Source organism: Sphingomonas sp. Leaf34 (genome assembly GCF_001421805.1).
In the GTDB taxonomy this organism is placed as follows: Bacteria; Pseudomonadota; Alphaproteobacteria; order Sphingomonadales; family Sphingomonadaceae; genus Sphingomonas.
This window is the reverse complement of record NZ_LMLC01000004.1, coordinates 21,779-37,305: the sequence shown is the minus strand read 5'-3', so window position 1 is coordinate 37,305 and position 15,527 is coordinate 21,779. Positions and strand designations below refer to the sequence as shown.

The 15,527-nt window shown below is 66.7% G+C and carries 17 protein-coding genes; 11 read left to right on the top strand and 6 right to left on the bottom strand.

Going from position 1 to position 15,527, the window contains the following annotated elements; genetic code table 11:
- Positions 1-23 precede the first annotated feature (23 nt).
- From ASF00_RS11640 to ASF00_RS11630, 3 genes are all read right to left on the bottom strand, one after another.
- Positions 24-1,130 carry a glycosidase gene (locus ASF00_RS11640; protein WP_055879005.1) on the bottom strand — a complete coding sequence of 369 codons (1,107 nt, stop codon included), beginning with the start codon at positions 1,128-1,130 and terminating at the stop codon, positions 24-26.
- Positions 1,131-1,261: 131 nt separating this feature from the next.
- Entirely contained in the window at positions 1,262-2,020 is a 759-nt protein-coding gene (locus tag ASF00_RS11635; RefSeq protein ID WP_055879002.1) for an SDR family oxidoreductase, read from the bottom strand.
- 44 nt (positions 2,021-2,064) lie between these two features.
- Positions 2,065-2,946 carry an alpha/beta fold hydrolase gene (locus ASF00_RS11630; RefSeq protein WP_055880404.1) on the bottom strand — a complete coding sequence of 294 codons (882 nt, stop codon included), beginning with the start codon at positions 2,944-2,946 and terminating at the stop codon, positions 2,065-2,067.
- A gap of 37 nt (positions 2,947-2,983) precedes the next feature.
- On the opposite strand from ASF00_RS11630, the gene ASF00_RS11625 reads away from it, so the two are divergent.
- The 7 genes from ASF00_RS11625 (at position 2,984) to ASF00_RS11595 (ending at position 9,948) form a co-directional block, all read left to right on the top strand.
- Positions 2,984-4,360 carry a protein adenylyltransferase SelO family protein gene (locus ASF00_RS11625; protein WP_055878999.1) on the top strand — a complete coding sequence of 459 codons (1,377 nt, stop codon included), beginning with the start codon at positions 2,984-2,986 and terminating at the stop codon, positions 4,358-4,360.
- 35 nt (positions 4,361-4,395) lie between these two features.
- Entirely contained in the window at positions 4,396-5,808 is a 1,413-nt protein-coding gene (gene astD / locus ASF00_RS11620; protein ID WP_055878996.1) for a succinylglutamate-semialdehyde dehydrogenase, read from the top strand.
- Positions 5,809-6,055: 247 nt separating this feature from the next.
- Positions 6,056-6,844 (top strand): uroporphyrinogen-III C-methyltransferase, encoded by a 789-nt coding sequence (cobA, locus tag ASF00_RS11615; protein ID WP_055878993.1) that lies wholly within the window; start codon positions 6,056-6,058, stop codon positions 6,842-6,844.
- Positions 6,841-7,137 carry a DUF2849 domain-containing protein gene (locus tag ASF00_RS11610; protein ID WP_055878990.1) on the top strand — a complete coding sequence of 99 codons (297 nt, stop codon included), beginning with the start codon at positions 6,841-6,843 and terminating at the stop codon, positions 7,135-7,137. The genes cobA and ASF00_RS11610 overlap by 4 nt, the downstream gene beginning before the upstream one ends.
- A 1-nt stretch (position 7,138) precedes the next feature.
- Positions 7,139-8,770, top strand: a complete 1,632-nt coding sequence (locus ASF00_RS11605; RefSeq protein WP_055878989.1) for a nitrite/sulfite reductase — start codon at positions 7,139-7,141, stop codon at positions 8,768-8,770.
- Positions 8,763-9,203, top strand: a complete 441-nt coding sequence (locus ASF00_RS11600; RefSeq protein ID WP_055878986.1) for a DUF934 domain-containing protein — start codon at positions 8,763-8,765, stop codon at positions 9,201-9,203. The genes ASF00_RS11605 and ASF00_RS11600 overlap by 8 nt, the downstream gene beginning before the upstream one ends.
- Positions 9,196-9,948, top strand: coding sequence for a phosphoadenylyl-sulfate reductase (locus ASF00_RS11595; RefSeq protein WP_055878985.1), 753 nt, complete (start codon positions 9,196-9,198; stop codon positions 9,946-9,948). The genes ASF00_RS11600 and ASF00_RS11595 overlap by 8 nt, the downstream gene beginning before the upstream one ends.
- Positions 9,949-10,113: 165 nt before the next feature.
- Here ASF00_RS11595 and ASF00_RS11590 read toward each other — a convergent pair whose 3' ends face one another.
- A complete protein-coding gene (locus ASF00_RS11590) occupies positions 10,114-11,604 on the bottom strand; it encodes a replicative DNA helicase (RefSeq protein WP_055878981.1) in 1,491 nt (496 codons plus the stop codon).
- A gap of 99 nt (positions 11,605-11,703) precedes the next feature.
- Here ASF00_RS11590 and ASF00_RS11585 point away from each other — a divergent pair, with 99 nt between their 5' ends.
- Genes ASF00_RS11585 through cdd form a run of 3 tightly spaced genes read left to right on the top strand, consistent with a single transcriptional unit; the run spans position 11,704 to position 13,317 of the window.
- Positions 11,704-12,186, top strand: a complete 483-nt coding sequence (locus ASF00_RS11585) for a UPF0262 family protein (protein WP_055878978.1) — start codon at positions 11,704-11,706, stop codon at positions 12,184-12,186.
- 7 nt (positions 12,187-12,193) lie between these two features.
- Positions 12,194-12,871 carry a glycoside hydrolase family 25 protein gene (locus ASF00_RS11580; RefSeq protein WP_055878974.1) on the top strand — a complete coding sequence of 226 codons (678 nt, stop codon included), beginning with the start codon at positions 12,194-12,196 and terminating at the stop codon, positions 12,869-12,871.
- On the top strand, positions 12,868-13,317 hold the full coding sequence (cdd, locus tag ASF00_RS11575; protein ID WP_055878971.1) for a cytidine deaminase: 450 nt from the start codon (positions 12,868-12,870) through the stop codon (positions 13,315-13,317). The genes ASF00_RS11580 and cdd overlap by 4 nt, the downstream gene beginning before the upstream one ends.
- A gap of 12 nt (positions 13,318-13,329) precedes the next feature.
- On the opposite strand, the gene ASF00_RS18540 is transcribed toward cdd, so the two are convergent.
- Complete coding sequence (locus ASF00_RS18540) at positions 13,330-13,494, bottom strand: hypothetical protein (RefSeq protein WP_156348325.1); 165 nt, start codon at positions 13,492-13,494, stop codon at positions 13,330-13,332.
- 244 nt (positions 13,495-13,738) lie between these two features.
- Between ASF00_RS18540 and dcd the strand changes: the two genes are divergently transcribed.
- The gene (gene dcd / locus ASF00_RS11570; RefSeq protein ID WP_055878967.1) at positions 13,739-14,293 is read left to right on the top strand and encodes a dCTP deaminase; all 555 of its coding nucleotides are present in this window, start codon (positions 13,739-13,741) and stop codon (positions 14,291-14,293) included.
- A gap of 181 nt (positions 14,294-14,474) precedes the next feature.
- On the opposite strand, the gene ASF00_RS11565 is transcribed toward dcd, so the two are convergent.
- Positions 14,475-15,506 carry a LacI family DNA-binding transcriptional regulator gene (locus ASF00_RS11565; RefSeq protein WP_055878964.1) on the bottom strand — a complete coding sequence of 344 codons (1,032 nt, stop codon included), beginning with the start codon at positions 15,504-15,506 and terminating at the stop codon, positions 14,475-14,477.
- Between the last annotated feature and the right edge of the window lie 21 nt (positions 15,507-15,527).

The window sequence follows — 15,527 nt, the reverse complement described above, 5'->3', positions numbered from 1 at the left end:
GGCTTGGGCGTGCGGTCTGCGTTTCAAGTAAACACGTCCTTCGTGATATGCGTGATCCGGCAGGCCAGGTCCGCCTCGCCGCTTGCCACGACATAGAAATCGCCCGCGTCGGCGATGCCGGTCGTGAAGACGACATTGTCGAGATAAAGGCTGTCCTTCAGCGGTTCGGTCAGCGCGGGGTTCGGCTCGAGCAGCGGCGCGTGCTCCGTCGCGACGGTGATCGACGGATCTTGCCTGTCGAGGATCGACCAATAGGTGCGGTAGATTCCCACCACGCCCGACGGCTCGACGCCGTGCCACAAGGTCAGCCAGCCGCGATCGGTCAGGATCGGCGGCGCACCGCCGCCCATCCGCGCGGTCGAGACGGTGGCGGCGTGCGGCCGGATGCCGGGCTTGTCATGCGGCTTCCAGTGCAGCGCATCGGGCGAGCGCGACAGGTTGATCGACGGTCCCGCGCGCCATTCGCTGCCCGGCGGATAGGCGAAATACAAGTCGCCGAGCGGCCGCGTCTGCGCCCAATATTGCCCGTCGATCAGCCCCTCGAAGATCAGCATGTCCTTGTTCTGGTGATCGAGCACGATCCCCTCGAGCTGCCAGTCGAGCGCATCGGCGGACGAATACAGCGTCGTCGAATGCCGCTCCGGGCTGACCGAACAGGTCGTCATCAAATAGCGGTCGCCGACCTTCGAGATACGCGCATCCTCGACGCCGTAGCACTGGTACGAGGCGCGCGGCGCGATCGCCTTCTCGTAATGCACCGCGACCACCGAGCGGCCTTCCGCGTCGAGTTCGACCGGCAGCAGCCATGACAGCGAGGTCAGCGCCATCACCTTCCAGCCGCCGCCGGGGATGAGGAATTTGCGCGGATCCTTGGTGTCGACCATCTGCAACGGCCATGCATCGCGCAGATACGCGCCATCCTGCCAGCGGATCGCGTGGACCTTGCCGCCCTTGATCGGCTCGCGCAGCGCCTCGGCCACGCGCACCATGAGCAGCAGGTTGCCGTTCGCCAGCCGCGTCATCCCCGGATTGAACGCGCCAAGCACATAGGTCTCGGCACCGACCTTGCCCGCCAGCGGCGAGCGCGAGAGGTCGATGTCCGCGGGGGTGAAGACGAGCTGATCGAACATGCTATTCTCCTAATGTATCTTGCCAGCACGTCCCGCCCCGTCCGTTCGCCCTGAGCGAAGTCGAAGGGTGTGCCCCAAACGATGGTGCTTCGACTTCGCTCAGCACGAACGGGAGGGGGTGAACGAAGGCGTTATTCCCCCTCCAACGCCCGCGGGACGATGACGATCTGCTGGATCACACTCCGGGTCGGCTGCGTCAGCAGGAACTCGACGCCCGCGGCGATATCCTCGCCGCGCAGCATCTGCTCCGCCGCGATCATCGCGCGCTGCTTCTCGTCGGGCACGTCCGGATATTGCATGTTCGAGCCGACCTTGCCCGGCTCGACCAGCGACACGCGGATGCCCTTGGGCCCCAGCTCGCGTCGCAACGCCTCCGAAAAGCCGGCGATGCCCGACTTGATGCCGGCATAGACGGTCGAGCTCGGCCCGAGGATGTGCGCGCTGAGCGAGCCGATCAGGACCATGTCGCCGATCGGCGTCATCCGGTGCGCGGCGTGGTGTGCGCTGAGCAGATAGGCGGTGAAATTGACCGCGATCGCATACCGCAGCGCGTCCTCGTCCATCTGCGTCAGCCCGCCCGCGGCCACCGCCGCATTGATCACGGTGATGTCGAACCCGCCAAGATAGGCCTCGCCCGCATCGAAGAAGGCGCGCACCTTGTCGGGGTCGCCCAGTTCGGTGACCATGCCGTCGCCCGTGCCGACCGCCCGGATCTGCGCCAGCGCGTCCTCCAGATGGCCCACATCGTGGCCGCAGATATAGACGCTGACCCCCTGCCCCGCGAGCATCACCGCGATCGCCCGCCCGATCCCGGTCGTCCCCCCGGTGATGATCGCCCGGCGACCCTTCAGGGGACGGGCATTGGTATGAAGATCGGCTTGGTCGGTCATTAAATATCCCGGTGCATCAGCGGAGTGCGTCGCATCCGGCGGGCTTAGGCGCGGAGCGGCGCCCCCTCAAGCGTGCGCACCAGCAACCGGTCGATCGGAGCCTGCACGATCGTCTCGGTCAGCATGGGGGCATGGCCGACGCCCGGCACCGTCACCAGTTCCGCCCGGTCGAGCGATGCCACCATCCGCTCCGCCGTCGCCGCCGACAACAGGTCCGATCGCCCGCCGCGCACGATCAGCGTCGGTACGTCCCGCAGCGACGCGAGCGCCTGCCACATGTCCGGCCCCGCTTCGTTGCCCGGCACGCGGAACGGCTCGGCGATCTTCAGGTCGTAATCGAGCACGATCCGCCCCGAACTGTTCAGCCGGTACAGACGCTTGGCCATCGCCAGCCAGTCCTCGATCTGCCAGTCGGGATAGACGTCGCCGTTATTCTCCGCGACGCAGCGTGCGGCGTGCATCCAGGTCGGGAAGACGCTCGCCTTGCCGACATACCCCCGGATCCGCGACAGGCCCTGCGCGTCGACCTCCGGCCCGACATCGTTGAGCAGCGCCGCCACCATCCGCCCGCGCGACGGCCCCGCCATCAGCATCGCGACGATCCCGCCGAGCGACGTGCCGAACGCAACATAGCGATCCACCCTCTGCTCGGTCAGCAGCGCCTCGACGTCCTGGACATAGGTCAGCGGGACATAGGACATCGGATCCTTCGCATAGGCGCTTTCGCCGCGGCCGCGGAAATCGACCGCGATCAGCCGCCACCGCCCCGCCAGCCGCGCCGCCAGCGCATCGAAATCGCGCGCGTTCCGCGTCAGCCCGGCCATGCACAGGATCGGCGGCTGGCCTTGTTCGCCACCCGGATAGTCCCGCGCGTGCAATCTCAGCCCGTCATTGGACCACCAATAGAGGTTTTCGTAAGCGGCCATGGTTGCGTCCTTCGGGTAGCGGCCACCATATCGCCGCATGCCCATCGACCCGCAAGCCTTCCGCTCCGCCCGCTATCGCCCGGAGACTCGCCTTATGACGCTGGGAGAGGGGTTTTTCGATCCGGTCGTCCCCGCCGACTTTCCCGAGACGCGGCTCCGCTTCCGCAACGATCGCGCCGCCCGGCAGATCGGGCTCGAAGCCTTGGGCGACGAGGCGTGGACCAGCCATTTTGGCCGGTTCGTGCCGTTGCCCCGCACGCTCCCGCAGCCGCTCGCGCTGCGCTATCACGGCCATCAGTTCCGCCAGTACAATCCCGAGATCGGCGACGGGCGCGGCTTCACCTTTGCGCAGATGCGCGACGATCGCGACCGGCTGATGGATCTCGGCACCAAGGGATCGGGGCAGACGCCGTGGAGCCGGTTCGGCGATGGTCGCCTGACGCTGAAGGGCGGCGTGCGCGAGATTCTCGCGACCGAGATGCTCGAAGCGCTCAACGTGCCGACCTCGCGCACGCTGTCGCTGATCGAGACAGGCGAAGAGCTACAGCGCGGCGACGAACCCAGTCCGACGCGCTCCGCGGTGCTCGTCCGCCTCAATCACAGCCATGTCCGCATCGGCAGTTTCCAGCGCCTCGCCTATGAGCGCGACGAGGCCGGCCTGCGCACGCTCGTCGGCTACACGCTGCGCAACCTGTACGACGAGGATAGCGACGACCCCGTACGCCTGCTCGACCTCGTCGTAGGCCGCACCGCGCGTCTCGCCGCACGCTACATGGCGGCGGGATTCGTCCACGGCGTGCTCAATTCGGACAACATCAATGTCACCGGCGAGAGCTTCGATTACGGCCCGTGGCGCTTCGCCCCGACCTGGGATCCCGCCTTCACCGCGGCCTATTTCGATCATCAGGGGCTTTATGCATTCGGCCGTCAGCCCGAGGCGATCCACTGGGACGTGATGCAGCTCGCGATCGCGCTCCGCCAGATCGCCGAGAGCGAGCCCTTGGTGACCGCGCTCGACCAGTTCGGCCCGCGCTACCAACCCGAAGTCACGCAGGCGATCCTCTGGCGGCTCGGCGTCCGCCCGCGCGACCCAGACACCGACCGCGACCTCGTACAGGCCACGGAACGCGCGCTGCGCACCTCGGGCGTCGGCATCGACCGCTTCTTCTTCGACGCGTTCGGCGGCGACCTGCCCGAGACCTATGGAGAACCCTGGGCCGACGTCCGCACGGCGCTGGCGTCCTATGAACCGCGCAAGGATCGATCGCACGCCTATTGGTCGGGCGAACCGTGCAGCATGCTTATCGACGAGGTCGAGGCGATCTGGGCCCCGATCGCCGAGCGCGACGACTGGACGCTGTTGAACGCAAAAGTCGCCGCGATCCGCGCCATGGGCGAAGCGCTCGCCGAATAATTGGAATCACGTCTGATTTGAGGCAAGAGCAGCGCATGTCCGACGAGATCATCTCTTACGAACCGGCAACCGGCGCGATTCTCTGGCGCCATCCGATCGGCGACGTCGATGCTGAAGTGGCCTGCGCGCGGGCCGGATGGTCGAGCTGGGCGTCCAAGCCGCTCGCCTTCCGGATCGAGACGATGCGGCGCTTCGCCAACATCGTCCGCCAGCGCAACGACGCGTTTACCGATCTGATCGCGCGCGAGACGGGCAAGCCGATCTGGGAAGCCCGCGGCGAAGTCGAGACCGTCATCGCCAAGGTCGACATCTCGGTCAGCGCCTATGCCGATCGCACCGCACAGCGACGGCTCGAGGCGACGATGGGCTCGCGCATCGCCGTTCGCCACAAGCCGCACGGCGTGCTGGCCGTTCTCGGGCCCTATAATTTTCCCGCGCATCTGCCCAACGGCCACATCGTGCCAGCACTCATCGCCGGAAACGCGGTCGTCTTCAAGCCATCCGAGAAGACCCCCGCGGTCGGCGCGTTCCTGGTCGAATGCTTCCGCGCCGCGGGCGTGCCGGCAGAGTGCATCCGGCTCGTCATCGGCGGCCCGAACGAAGGCAAGGCGCTCGCCGCCCACCCCGATATCGACGGCCTGCTGTTCACCGGCTCGGCGCATACCGGCCTCGCGCTCAACCGCGCGTTCGCGGACAAGCCCGAGAAGATCCTCGCGCTGGAGATGGGCGGCAACAACCCGATCGTCGTGTGGGACACGCCCGACCTCCACACCGCCGCGATCCTGATCATCCAGTCGGCGTTCACCACCGCAGGCCAGCGCTGCACCGCCGCCCGACGGCTGATCGTCGATACCAGATTATACGAGCCGCTCATCGCGACGCTCGACAAGATGGTCGGCCGGATCATCGTCGGCGAACCGCACGCCAACCCGGCGCCGTTCATGGGCCCGGTGATCGACAATGACGTGGCCGACCAGCTGACCGAGAGCTTTCTTGCGCTGCTGATGCGCGGCGGACGCCCGATCCGCCATCTCGAACGCCCGGTTGAGGCCCGGCCGTTCCTCAAGCCCGCGCTGATCGACGTCACCGATGTCGCCGACCGGCCCGATGTCGAACTGTTCGGGCCGATCCTGCAGGTCGTGCGCGTCGACGATTTCGACGCCGCGATCGCCGAGGCCAACGCCACGCGCTACGGCTTGTCCGCCTCGCTGATTAGTCAGACGCCCGCGCTCTACGACCGGTTCTGGGCCAATATCCGCTCGGGCATCGTCAACTGGAACAAGCCGACCAACGGCGCCTCCTCGGGTGCGCCGTTCGGCGGCATCGGCTGGTCGGGCAACCACCGGCCGAGCGCCTATTACGCGGCGGACTACTGCGCCTATCCGGTCGTCAGCAGCGAATCCGAAAGCGCGCGCGCCAGCATCGGCATCGGCCTGGCGGACGGGTGACCGCCGCCGATCCTCCCCCGCCAGGGGGAGGTGGCTGGCTCTTGCCAGACGGAGGGGGAGGTAAGCGATGACCGCTGCTCCATGTCCGCCCCCTCCGTCGCTTCGCGCCACCTCCCCCTGGCGGGGGAGGATCGTTAGGCCCGTTGCTCCGGACAGGCCGATCGAACCGGTCGGCAAAAGCTCTCCTACCCCCCCCCAAAGCATCATTCGGTTGCAGCGCAGCGCGTTGCCGCCCATCTCCGATACCATGGCAAGTCTCCTAGACCCTACCGCCCGCGGGCGCGTCATCCTCGTCGGGGCGGGGCCGGGCGATCCCGGTCTGCTCACCGTTCGCGCGGTCGAAGCGCTCAAGACCGCCGACGTCGTCGTGCATGACGGCCTGATCGATCCGCGTGTGCTCGACATCGCACCGCCGGGGGCACAGCGCATCTCGGTCGCCAAGCAGCGCGCGCGGCATACGCTGCCGCAGGAGGCGATCAATGCGCTGATCATTGCGCATGTGAAGACCGGCGCGATCGTGATCCGGTTGAAGGGCGGCGATCCGTTCGTGTTCGGCCGCGGCGGCGAGGAAGTCGAAGCCGTGCGCGCGGCGGGGCTGCCGGTCGAGGTGATCCCCGGCGTCTCGGCTGCGCTCGGTTGCGCTGCCGAGGCCATGCTGCCGCTTACCCACCGCGATCATTCGAGCGCGGTGAGCTTCGTCGCGGGCCAGTGCAAGGGGCTTGCCGAGCAGAATTGGGCGGGGCTTGCCGGCCAGGGGCGCACGCTGGTAATCTACATGGGCATCGCGACCGCGACCGACATCGCCGACAAGCTGATGGCCGATGGTGTGGCACCCGACATGCCCGTCGCGGTGCTCGAACGCGGCACGCTGTCGGGCAGCCGCGCGATCCGCACCTTGCTGGCCGATCTCGGCGCGATGGTGACGCGCGAAGCCGTGAAGAGCCCCGCGATCATCGTCGTCGGCGAAGTCGTCGAACTGTCCGACGCGCAAGACAAACTCGCCCGCTGGGCACGCATTGCAGAGGCTGCCGCATGAAGCTGTTGACCGGAAACGACCTTCCCACCGGCGACGTGATCTGGTGGACCGGCGAAGGCTGGTCGCGCCATATCGAGGATGCGGTCGACGTCGGCGTCGCGGACGAATCGATCCTCCAGGCGGAGGAAGGCGCGCGCCGCGTCAACGTCCCCTATCTGATCGAGGCGACGCAGACCGACGACGGGCCCCGGCCCGCCCACATCAAGGACCGTATCCGCGCACTTGGCCCGACGATGCGGCCTGACCTGACACTCAAACCCGCCGATCCTAACGCCGGCAGCTGGGTAATCTGACATGTATAAATATGACGAATATGACCAGGCGATCGTCGACCAGCGCGTCGACGAGTTCCGCGATCAGGTCCGCCGCCGCCTGTCGGGCGAGCTGACCGAGGACCAGTTCAAGCCGTTGCGGCTGATGAACGGCCTGTATCTCCAGCTGCACGCGTACATGCTGCGCGTCGCGGTGCCGTACGGCACGCTCGACGGCCGGCAGATGCGGATGCTCGGTCACATCGCGCGCAAGTACGATCGCGGCTATGGGCATTTCACGACGCGGCAGAACATCCAGTTCAACTGGATCCAGCTCGACCAGACCCCGGACATCCTCCAGGAGCTGTCGACGGTCGAGATGCATGCCATCCAGACGTCGGGCAACTGCATCCGCAACATCAGTTCGGACCAGTTCGCCGGCGCCGCTGCGGACGAGGTCGCCGACCCGCGCCCCTGGGCCGAGCTGATCCGTCAGTGGAGCACCTTCCACCCCGAATTCACCTACCTGCCGCGGAAATTCAAGATCTGCGTGATCGCGGCGGACGAGGATCGCGCGGCGATGCGGCTGCACGATATCGGCATCGGGCTGCACGTCCGCGACGGTGAACTCGGCGCGAAGATCTATGTCGGCGGCGGCATGGGCCGCACGCCGATGATCAGCCACGAGATCCGCGATTTCGTCCCCGCCGACGACCTGATGAGCTATCTCGAGGCGTGCCTGCGCGTCTACAATCGCTACGGTCGCCGCGACAACATCTACAAGGCGCGGATCAAGATCCTGCTGCACGAGATCGGCCCCGACGAATATCGTCGTCAGGTCGAGGAGGAATTCGCCGCGGTGAAGGGCCTCGGCCTCGATCCGCCACGCGCCGAGCTCGAGCGGATCACGAGCCATTTCGGCGCGCCCGCGTTCGAGGAAAACGCATCCGCCGAGATCGATCGCAGCGATCCCGACTTCGCGGTCTGGCTCGACCAGAACGTGAAGGCGCACAAGCAGCCGGGCTATGCGATCGTCAACATCAGCCTGAAGCCCGTCGGCGGCATCCCCGGCGACGCGTCGGCGGACCAGATCGACGTGATGGCCGATCTCGGCACGCGCTACAGCTTCGACGAGCTGCGCGTCACGCATGCGCAGAACATCGTCCTGCCGCACGTCCGCATGGCCGATCTGCACGCGGTGTGGTCGACGCTCAACGAGGCGGGTCTGGCCGAGGCCAATCTCGACCTGATCAGCGACATCATCGCCTGCCCCGGTCTCGATTATTGCAGCCTCGCCAATGCGCGCTCGATCCCGCTCGCGCAGAAGATCGCGACGCGCTTCGGCAGCCTTGATCGCCAGCGCGATCTGGGCGAATTGAAGCTCAAGATCAGCGGCTGCATCAACGCGTGCGGGCATCATCATGCCGGGCACATCGGCATCCTCGGCGTCGACAAGAAGGGCACCGAGAATTACCAGCTCTCGCTCGGCGGTTCGGGCGCGGAGGATGTGAGCCTCGCCAAGATCACCGGTCCCGGCTTCTCCGAGGACGGCGTGGTCGACGCGATCGAACGCGTCACCGACCGCTATCTCCAGGTGCGCGATCCCGGCGAGCGGTTCCTCGAAACCTACCGCCGCGTCGGCTTCGAGACGTTCAAGGAGGCGATCTATGGTTGAGTATCCGGACCAGACGCTGCTGCGCTTCCGCGACGACGAGCCGCATGACGAGCCTGCAGTGACGCTCGATTCGTTCATCGGCCAGAGCAACGCGGCCGCTGTGCGGCTCGAGGCGGGCGATGACGCACGCGCCCTGTTGCCGCAGATCGACCAGCTGGCGCTGATCGAGGTGAGCTTTCCCGGCTATCGCGACGGCCGCGGCTATTCGTCCGCGCGTATTCTGCGCGAGGCGGGCTATACCGGCGAATTGCGCGCGCAGGGCGACGTGCTGGTCGACCAGATCCCGCTGATGCGGCGTTGCGGGTTCGACAGCTTCGCGCCGCAAGCGCCGATCGACATCGACGTGCTGCGCGCCAGCCTCGAACGCTATGATTCGCCCTATCAGAAGGCCGCGGACGGCGCGGTACCGATCTGGAAGCTGCGCCATGGGTGAACCCGCCCGCATACTCGACATGATCGACGTCACGCCCGCCTTCACCCGCGCGGACGCGCAGGCGATGCAAATGCGGTTCGAGGGCGTGTCCGCGCAGGACATGCTGCGCGAACTGCTCGCGGGCGAGTTGCGCGGGCGGATCGCGGCGGTGTCGTCGTTCGGCGCCGAATCGGCGGTGCTGCTACACATGGTCGCGCAGGTCGATGTCGATGTGCCGGTGGTCTTCACCAACACGCAGAAGATGTTCGGCGAGACGCTGGCGTACCGCGACGAGCTGGCGGAGAAGCTAGGCTTTACCGACCTGCGCGTGTTCCGGCCCGATCCGCGGTTGCTCGCGATCAAGGACAAGACCGGGCTTCGTTGGTCCTACGATCCCGACGGCTGCTGCGACCTGCGCAAGGTCGAGCCGCTGCGGCGCGCGCTCGCGCCGTTCGATTCGTGGATCTCGGGGCGCAAGGGGTTCCAGTCGGGCACGCGCACCGCGCTGCCGCGGTTCGAGGAGGATGAGGGTCGGCTGAAGATCAACCCGCTGGCGGATTGGGACAAGGCCAAGCTCGACGCCTATTTCGCCGAGCATGAGCTGCCGCGGCATCCGCTGGAGGCGCAGGGCTATCTCTCGATCGGCTGCGCGCCCTGCACGACGAAGGTGGCGCCTGGCGAAGATCCCCGCGCCGGCCGGTGGCGCAGCTTCGACAAGGTCGAATGCGGCATCCACGCCCCCACCGATTACGACCCGATGATCTGACCCACGTCCCTCTCCCCTCCGGGGGGAGGGAGGAGCCGTAGGCGACGGAAGGGTGAGGGGGAATTGTGACCAACCGTCCCGAGCCTCACTCCCCCTCACCCTTCCCACGGCCAAGAAGCCGCGGACCCCTTCCCTCTCCCCGGCGGGGAGAGGGACCTAAGAGCCTCAATATTCCGCCAGATCCGAGAACTTCGTGATCGTCGGATCGAACTTCATCCGCACCTTGCCGGTCGCGCCGTGGCGCTGTTTCGCGATGATCAGCTCGGCAAGGCCGTACACCCGCTCCATTTCCGCCGCCCAGGACGCGTGATCCTCGAAGATCTTCGCGCTGTCGCCTTCGGCCGGGCGCTTGGGCTCCTTCGACGCGACGTAATAATCTTCGCGGTACACAAACCAGACCATGTCGGCGTCCTGCTCGATCGACCCCGATTCGCGAAGATCCGACAGCATCGGCGTCTTGTCTTCGCGCGATTCCACCGCACGCGACAGCTGCGAGAGCGCCAGCACCGGCACGTTCAGATCCTTTGCCAGCGTCTTGAGCCCACGCGAAATCTCCGAGATTTCCTGGACTCGGTTGCCGTCCTTGCTCTTGCCCGAACCCGACAGCAGCTGGAGATAGTCGACCACCACCAGCCCGATCTCGTTGTTGTGGCGACGCTGCAACCGGCGGACGCGCGTGTGCAGCGCGCCGATCGACAGACCGCCGGTATCGTCGATGAACAGCGGCAGGTTCTCCAGCTCGGCCGCCGCGGCCGCGAGCTGCGCGAATTCGGTGCGGCTGATCTTACCCATGCGGAGCGATTCGGAACTGATCTGCGACTGCTCGGCGAGAATACGCGTCGCCAGCTGATCCGCAGACATTTCCAGCGAGAAGAAGGCGACCTTCGCGCCTACCGAGTCCTTGGGCGCGATGCCATCCGCCATGTCGCGCATCCAGCGCCGCGCGGCATTGAACGCGATGTTGGTGGCGAGCGACGTCTTGCCCATCCCCGGACGGCCGGCGAGGATCATCAGATCGCTGTGATGCATGCCGCCGATCTTCGCGTTGATCGAATCGATGCCCGTCGTGACGCCCGACAGGTTGCCGCCGGAGTTCAGCGCACGCTCGGCCATCTTGACCGCTGCGGTCGTCGCCTGCGCGAACGACTTCACCGTATTCTCCGAGCCGCCATCCGCCGCGACCTTGAACAGCTCCTCCTCGGCCAGCTCGATCTGCGCGCGCGGATTGACCTCTTCGGAGGTGTCCATCGCGCGGTCGACGAGCGTCCGCCCGACCGACACGAGCGCGCGCAGCATCGCGAGGTCATAAATCTGTTGCGCGAACTGGCGCGCACCGATCAGCCCGGCGCCACTGCCGGTCAGCCCAGCGAGATACGCCGGCCCGCCAAGCTCGCGCATGCCCTCGTCCGCGTCGAACATCGGCCGCAACGTGACCGGCGTCACCAGCATGTCGTTGCCGCGCAGCGTCTTGATCGCCGCGAAGATTCGCCCGTGGACGGGTTCGAAGAAATGCCCGGGTTCGAGCTTGTCGACCAGATCGTCGGCGAGCCGGTTGTCGATCATCATCGCGCCGAGCATCGCCGCCTCGGCTTCGACGTTGCGGGGAAGCTGCTGCGGCTCGGCCACGGCGGGTACGGGGAATGCGAGAGTTGCCATCCCCCGCACCTACGCGATGGACGGGCCCTCGTCCAAGCTGCTCGCGCCGGAATGCTGGGGATAAGTGACAGGCCGAACGCGCCCCGCTATCGAACCCGGATGGCCGACCCGCGGATCATCGATGTTGAGCTCGACGAGACCAGTCTCGGCTGGCGTTCGCCCGACGTCGAGCAGGAGCGCCGGATCGCGATCTTCGACTTGATCGAGGGCAATCATTTCGCGCCGCAGCGCGCCTATCCCGACGGCTATGCCGGCCCCTTCAAGATCAAGCTCCAGTCGGAGGAAGGGCGCCTCGGCATCCATATCCACCGCGAGGACGACACGCATCTCGAGACTCTGGTGCTCGCGCTCGGGCGGTTTCGCCGGCCGATCAAGGATTACTTCGCGATCTGCGACAGCTATTATCAGGCGATCCGGCAATCGACCCCCGCGCAGATCGAGACGGTAGACATGGCGCGCCGCGGCATCCACAACGAGGCCGCAGAGCTGTTGAAGGAACGCCTCGATGGCAAGATCGAGGTCGATTTCGACACCGCGCGACGGCTGTTCACGCTGATCTGCGTCCTCCACATCCGCAATTAGAAGACCCATGGCTTACGGACTTTTGAAATTCGCGGCCGCGCTGGCCGCGACCGGCTTTGTCGGCATCTGCGGCTGGACCGCCGCCACCGGCTGGCACCCCGACGTGAAGCAGTATCCGTTGCAGGGCATCGACCTCGCCGAGAATCCCGGGCCCGTCGAATGGGGCACGGTGCGCGCACGCGGCGCCGACTTCGCCTATCTCGTCGCGACGTCGGGCACCGATCGCCGCGATCCAGGGTTCGAGGCGAACTGGGCCGCCCTCCCCGAGGCCGGCCTCCGGCGCGGCGCGGTGCATATCTATTCGCTGTGCCAGCGTGCGGACGAACAGGCCAATGCGTTCAACACCTTCGTGCCACGCACCTCTGATGCGTTGCCGACCGCGGTCGACATCGCCTTCCACGACGACTGCACCGCGCGCCCGACCCGCGCCACGCTGATCGCCGACGTCGCGCAGTTCGTGACGATGGTCGAGACGCATACCCGCCAGCCCGTGATGCTGCGGATCAGCAAGGCGGTCGACACGCAATACAGCCTGTCGGACGCGGTGCCGCGGCCGCTATGGGCGGTGGAGAATGTGCTCAAACCCGACTACACCGCCCGGCCGTGGCGGATGTGGCGCGCGAGCGATTTCCGCCGCATCGACGGGATCGAGGGACCGGTGAATTGGGACGTGGTGGCATCATGAGTGAACACGCAACGCGGCTCGTCGCCGCAGCCCGCGAGGCCGCGCGCAACGCGCATGCGCCCTATTCGCGGTTCGCGGTCGGCGCGGCCGTGCTGCTCGACGACGGCAGCGTCATCACCGGCGCCAATGTCGAGAACGCCAGCTACGGCCTGTCGCTCTGCGCCGAGACGGTCGCGATCGCAACGGCGAGCGCCGCGGGTCGCCTCCGCGACATCGTCGCGATCGGCGTGATCGGCGGTGCGATGGACGCCGAGGGCCGCGCGACGGGGACTTCGCCCGTTAGCCCCTGCGGCCGCTGCCGCCAGGTCATCAACGAAGCCGCGCAAATGGGGGGGCGCGATCTTCCCGTCTACTGCGGCGCGGCGGAAGGCGACGCGATCCGAACCTATGCCTTGTCGGAACTGCTCCCCGATGCCTTCGGGCCGGCGGATCTCGGGATCGGCTGACCCGAAATATTGTCATGCGACATTCTCCGTCCGTATCCGGCGGCGGATCGCATGATACGCCACGCCGCAAACCAGTCCGTCAAGATGCTCCCGACCGGCGTCGAGCACCTCGCCGAGGTCGATCAGCGCGCGATCCGCGCCGGTCAGCAGCGTTGCCGCAGAATCCCGCGGCGGCATCGGCGCAAAGCCTAATCACGGATTACAGACGGTCGCCTGCCCGGGATGCACGCGGCGCGGCGGCGTGCACGCCGAGCGCATCCCGATCCCTACATCCGCATCGCGCGCTTAGAACTGTGCAGGCGGCACGCCATCCACGCAACGCGATCGCGCGTTCGTTCGTGCCCGACTGCACGATACGGAGCCTGCCCCCCTTGCCGTTCAGGATCATCCGCGCGAAAGCGCACGCCGAAGAGGAGCTACCATGTCCGTGATGTCCGACCGCTGGATCCGCGAGCGCGCGCTCGGCGACGCGATGATCGAGCCGTTCCATGAAGCGCAGCGCCGAGACGGCTGCATTTCCTACGGACTGTCGTCCTACGGGTACGACGCGCGCGTTGCCGACGAGTTCAAGATCTTCACCAACGTCGACAGCGCGATCGTCGACCCGAAGGATTTCGCGGCGAACAGCTTCGTTGATCGCAAGACCGACGTATGCATCATCCCGCCCAACAGCTTTGCGCTCGCCCGCACGGTGGAATATTTCCGCGTGCCGCGCGACGTCCTCGTCATCTGCCTGGGCAAGTCGACCTATGCGCGCTGTGGGATCATCGTCAATGTGACCCCGCTCGAGCCCGAATGGGAGGGCCATGTGACGCTGGAGTTCTCCAACACGACCCCCCTACCCGCGAAGATCTACGCGAACGAGGGCGCCTGCCAGTTCCTGTTCCTCAAGGGCAATGAGCCGTGCGAGGTCAGCTATGCCGACCGCGCAGGCAAATATATGGGCCAGCGCGGCGTGACGCTGCCGCGCCTCTAGCCGCATCCCGGTACGTCGGACCTGGAGCTTTCACTGCGGCGCATTGGCCGACCGGTCTTGGTCGGCGACCTATGCTGGGGCCATCACGCCACAGCGCGATCTCCAACGCGCGATGCGGTCCGCCACAGCCGGCCTCTACCGCGCATGGGCGGATGAGACCGTCAGCCGACCGCTGGATGCCCTACGGTATCTGCCGGCGGACTTCGCTGTTGCCGACGCTCAGGACCAACGGCCACAGCGTGTGGGTCGCCGAGGTCGGCGGCGCCGCGGCATCGCGTAGCCTCGGCAGCAGCGCGCGCGCGAGCCCCAGTCCGAGATCGCGCAGTTCCAGTCGAAAACACGTCAATGCCGGCTGCAAGGCGGACGTCGATGGGTTGGCACGCGCGCCGATCACCGAGATGTCCGAACCTGGTACCAGCCCCAATTTCCGAAGCCCGGTGTACACCCCGACGGGCGCCGTTTCTCCCATGACGAGGATTGCGGAGGGCGGTTCATCAAGGCACATCAACGCCTCGACCGCGAGACTTCCGGCGATCTCGTCACCGCCGCCTTGCTGGATCAGACGCTCGTCGACGGCGATGTCGGCGGCACGCAACGTCTCGCGATACGCGTCGATCACGACGAAGCTGTTGTTGACCGTCGATGGCGGCGCGACCAGCCCGATCCGGTCGTGGCCCTGCGCCAGAAAGCGGGTGATCGCGGTCTGCACCAGATCCTCAAAATTCAGGTCGATCCATGGCTGCGGGCCTCCCGAAGCGCTGCGCCCGAGGGTGACGAACGGAATGTTCTTGGCAAGCAGGAACGGGATGCGGGGATCCTCGCGCTGCGTCGCCGACAACAGCCAGGCGTCGGCGATACCGCGCGACACGTTGCGGCGCAGGAAATCGAGCTGGTCTTCGCCTTCCCGCGCCAGCAGCACGATCAGGTCGACATCTTCCTCGGCAAGGCCCGCCTGGACCCCCTCGAACAGCGCCATGAAAAACGGATCGCCATGCGCCGCGCTGTCATGTTCCAGGGTCAGCATGAAACCGACCGAGCCGGTCCGTCCCCGCCGCAGCGACCGACCCGATTGGTTGGCCGTATAGCCATGGACGGTAGCGGCCTCGATGACGCGGCGACGCGTCTCCGGGTTGACGTCCTTCTTGCCGTTCAGCGCGCGCGACACCGTCCCGATCGAAAGGCCGAGATGATGGGCAAGCGTGCGGATATCCATGCCACTCCGTCGCCATTCTAT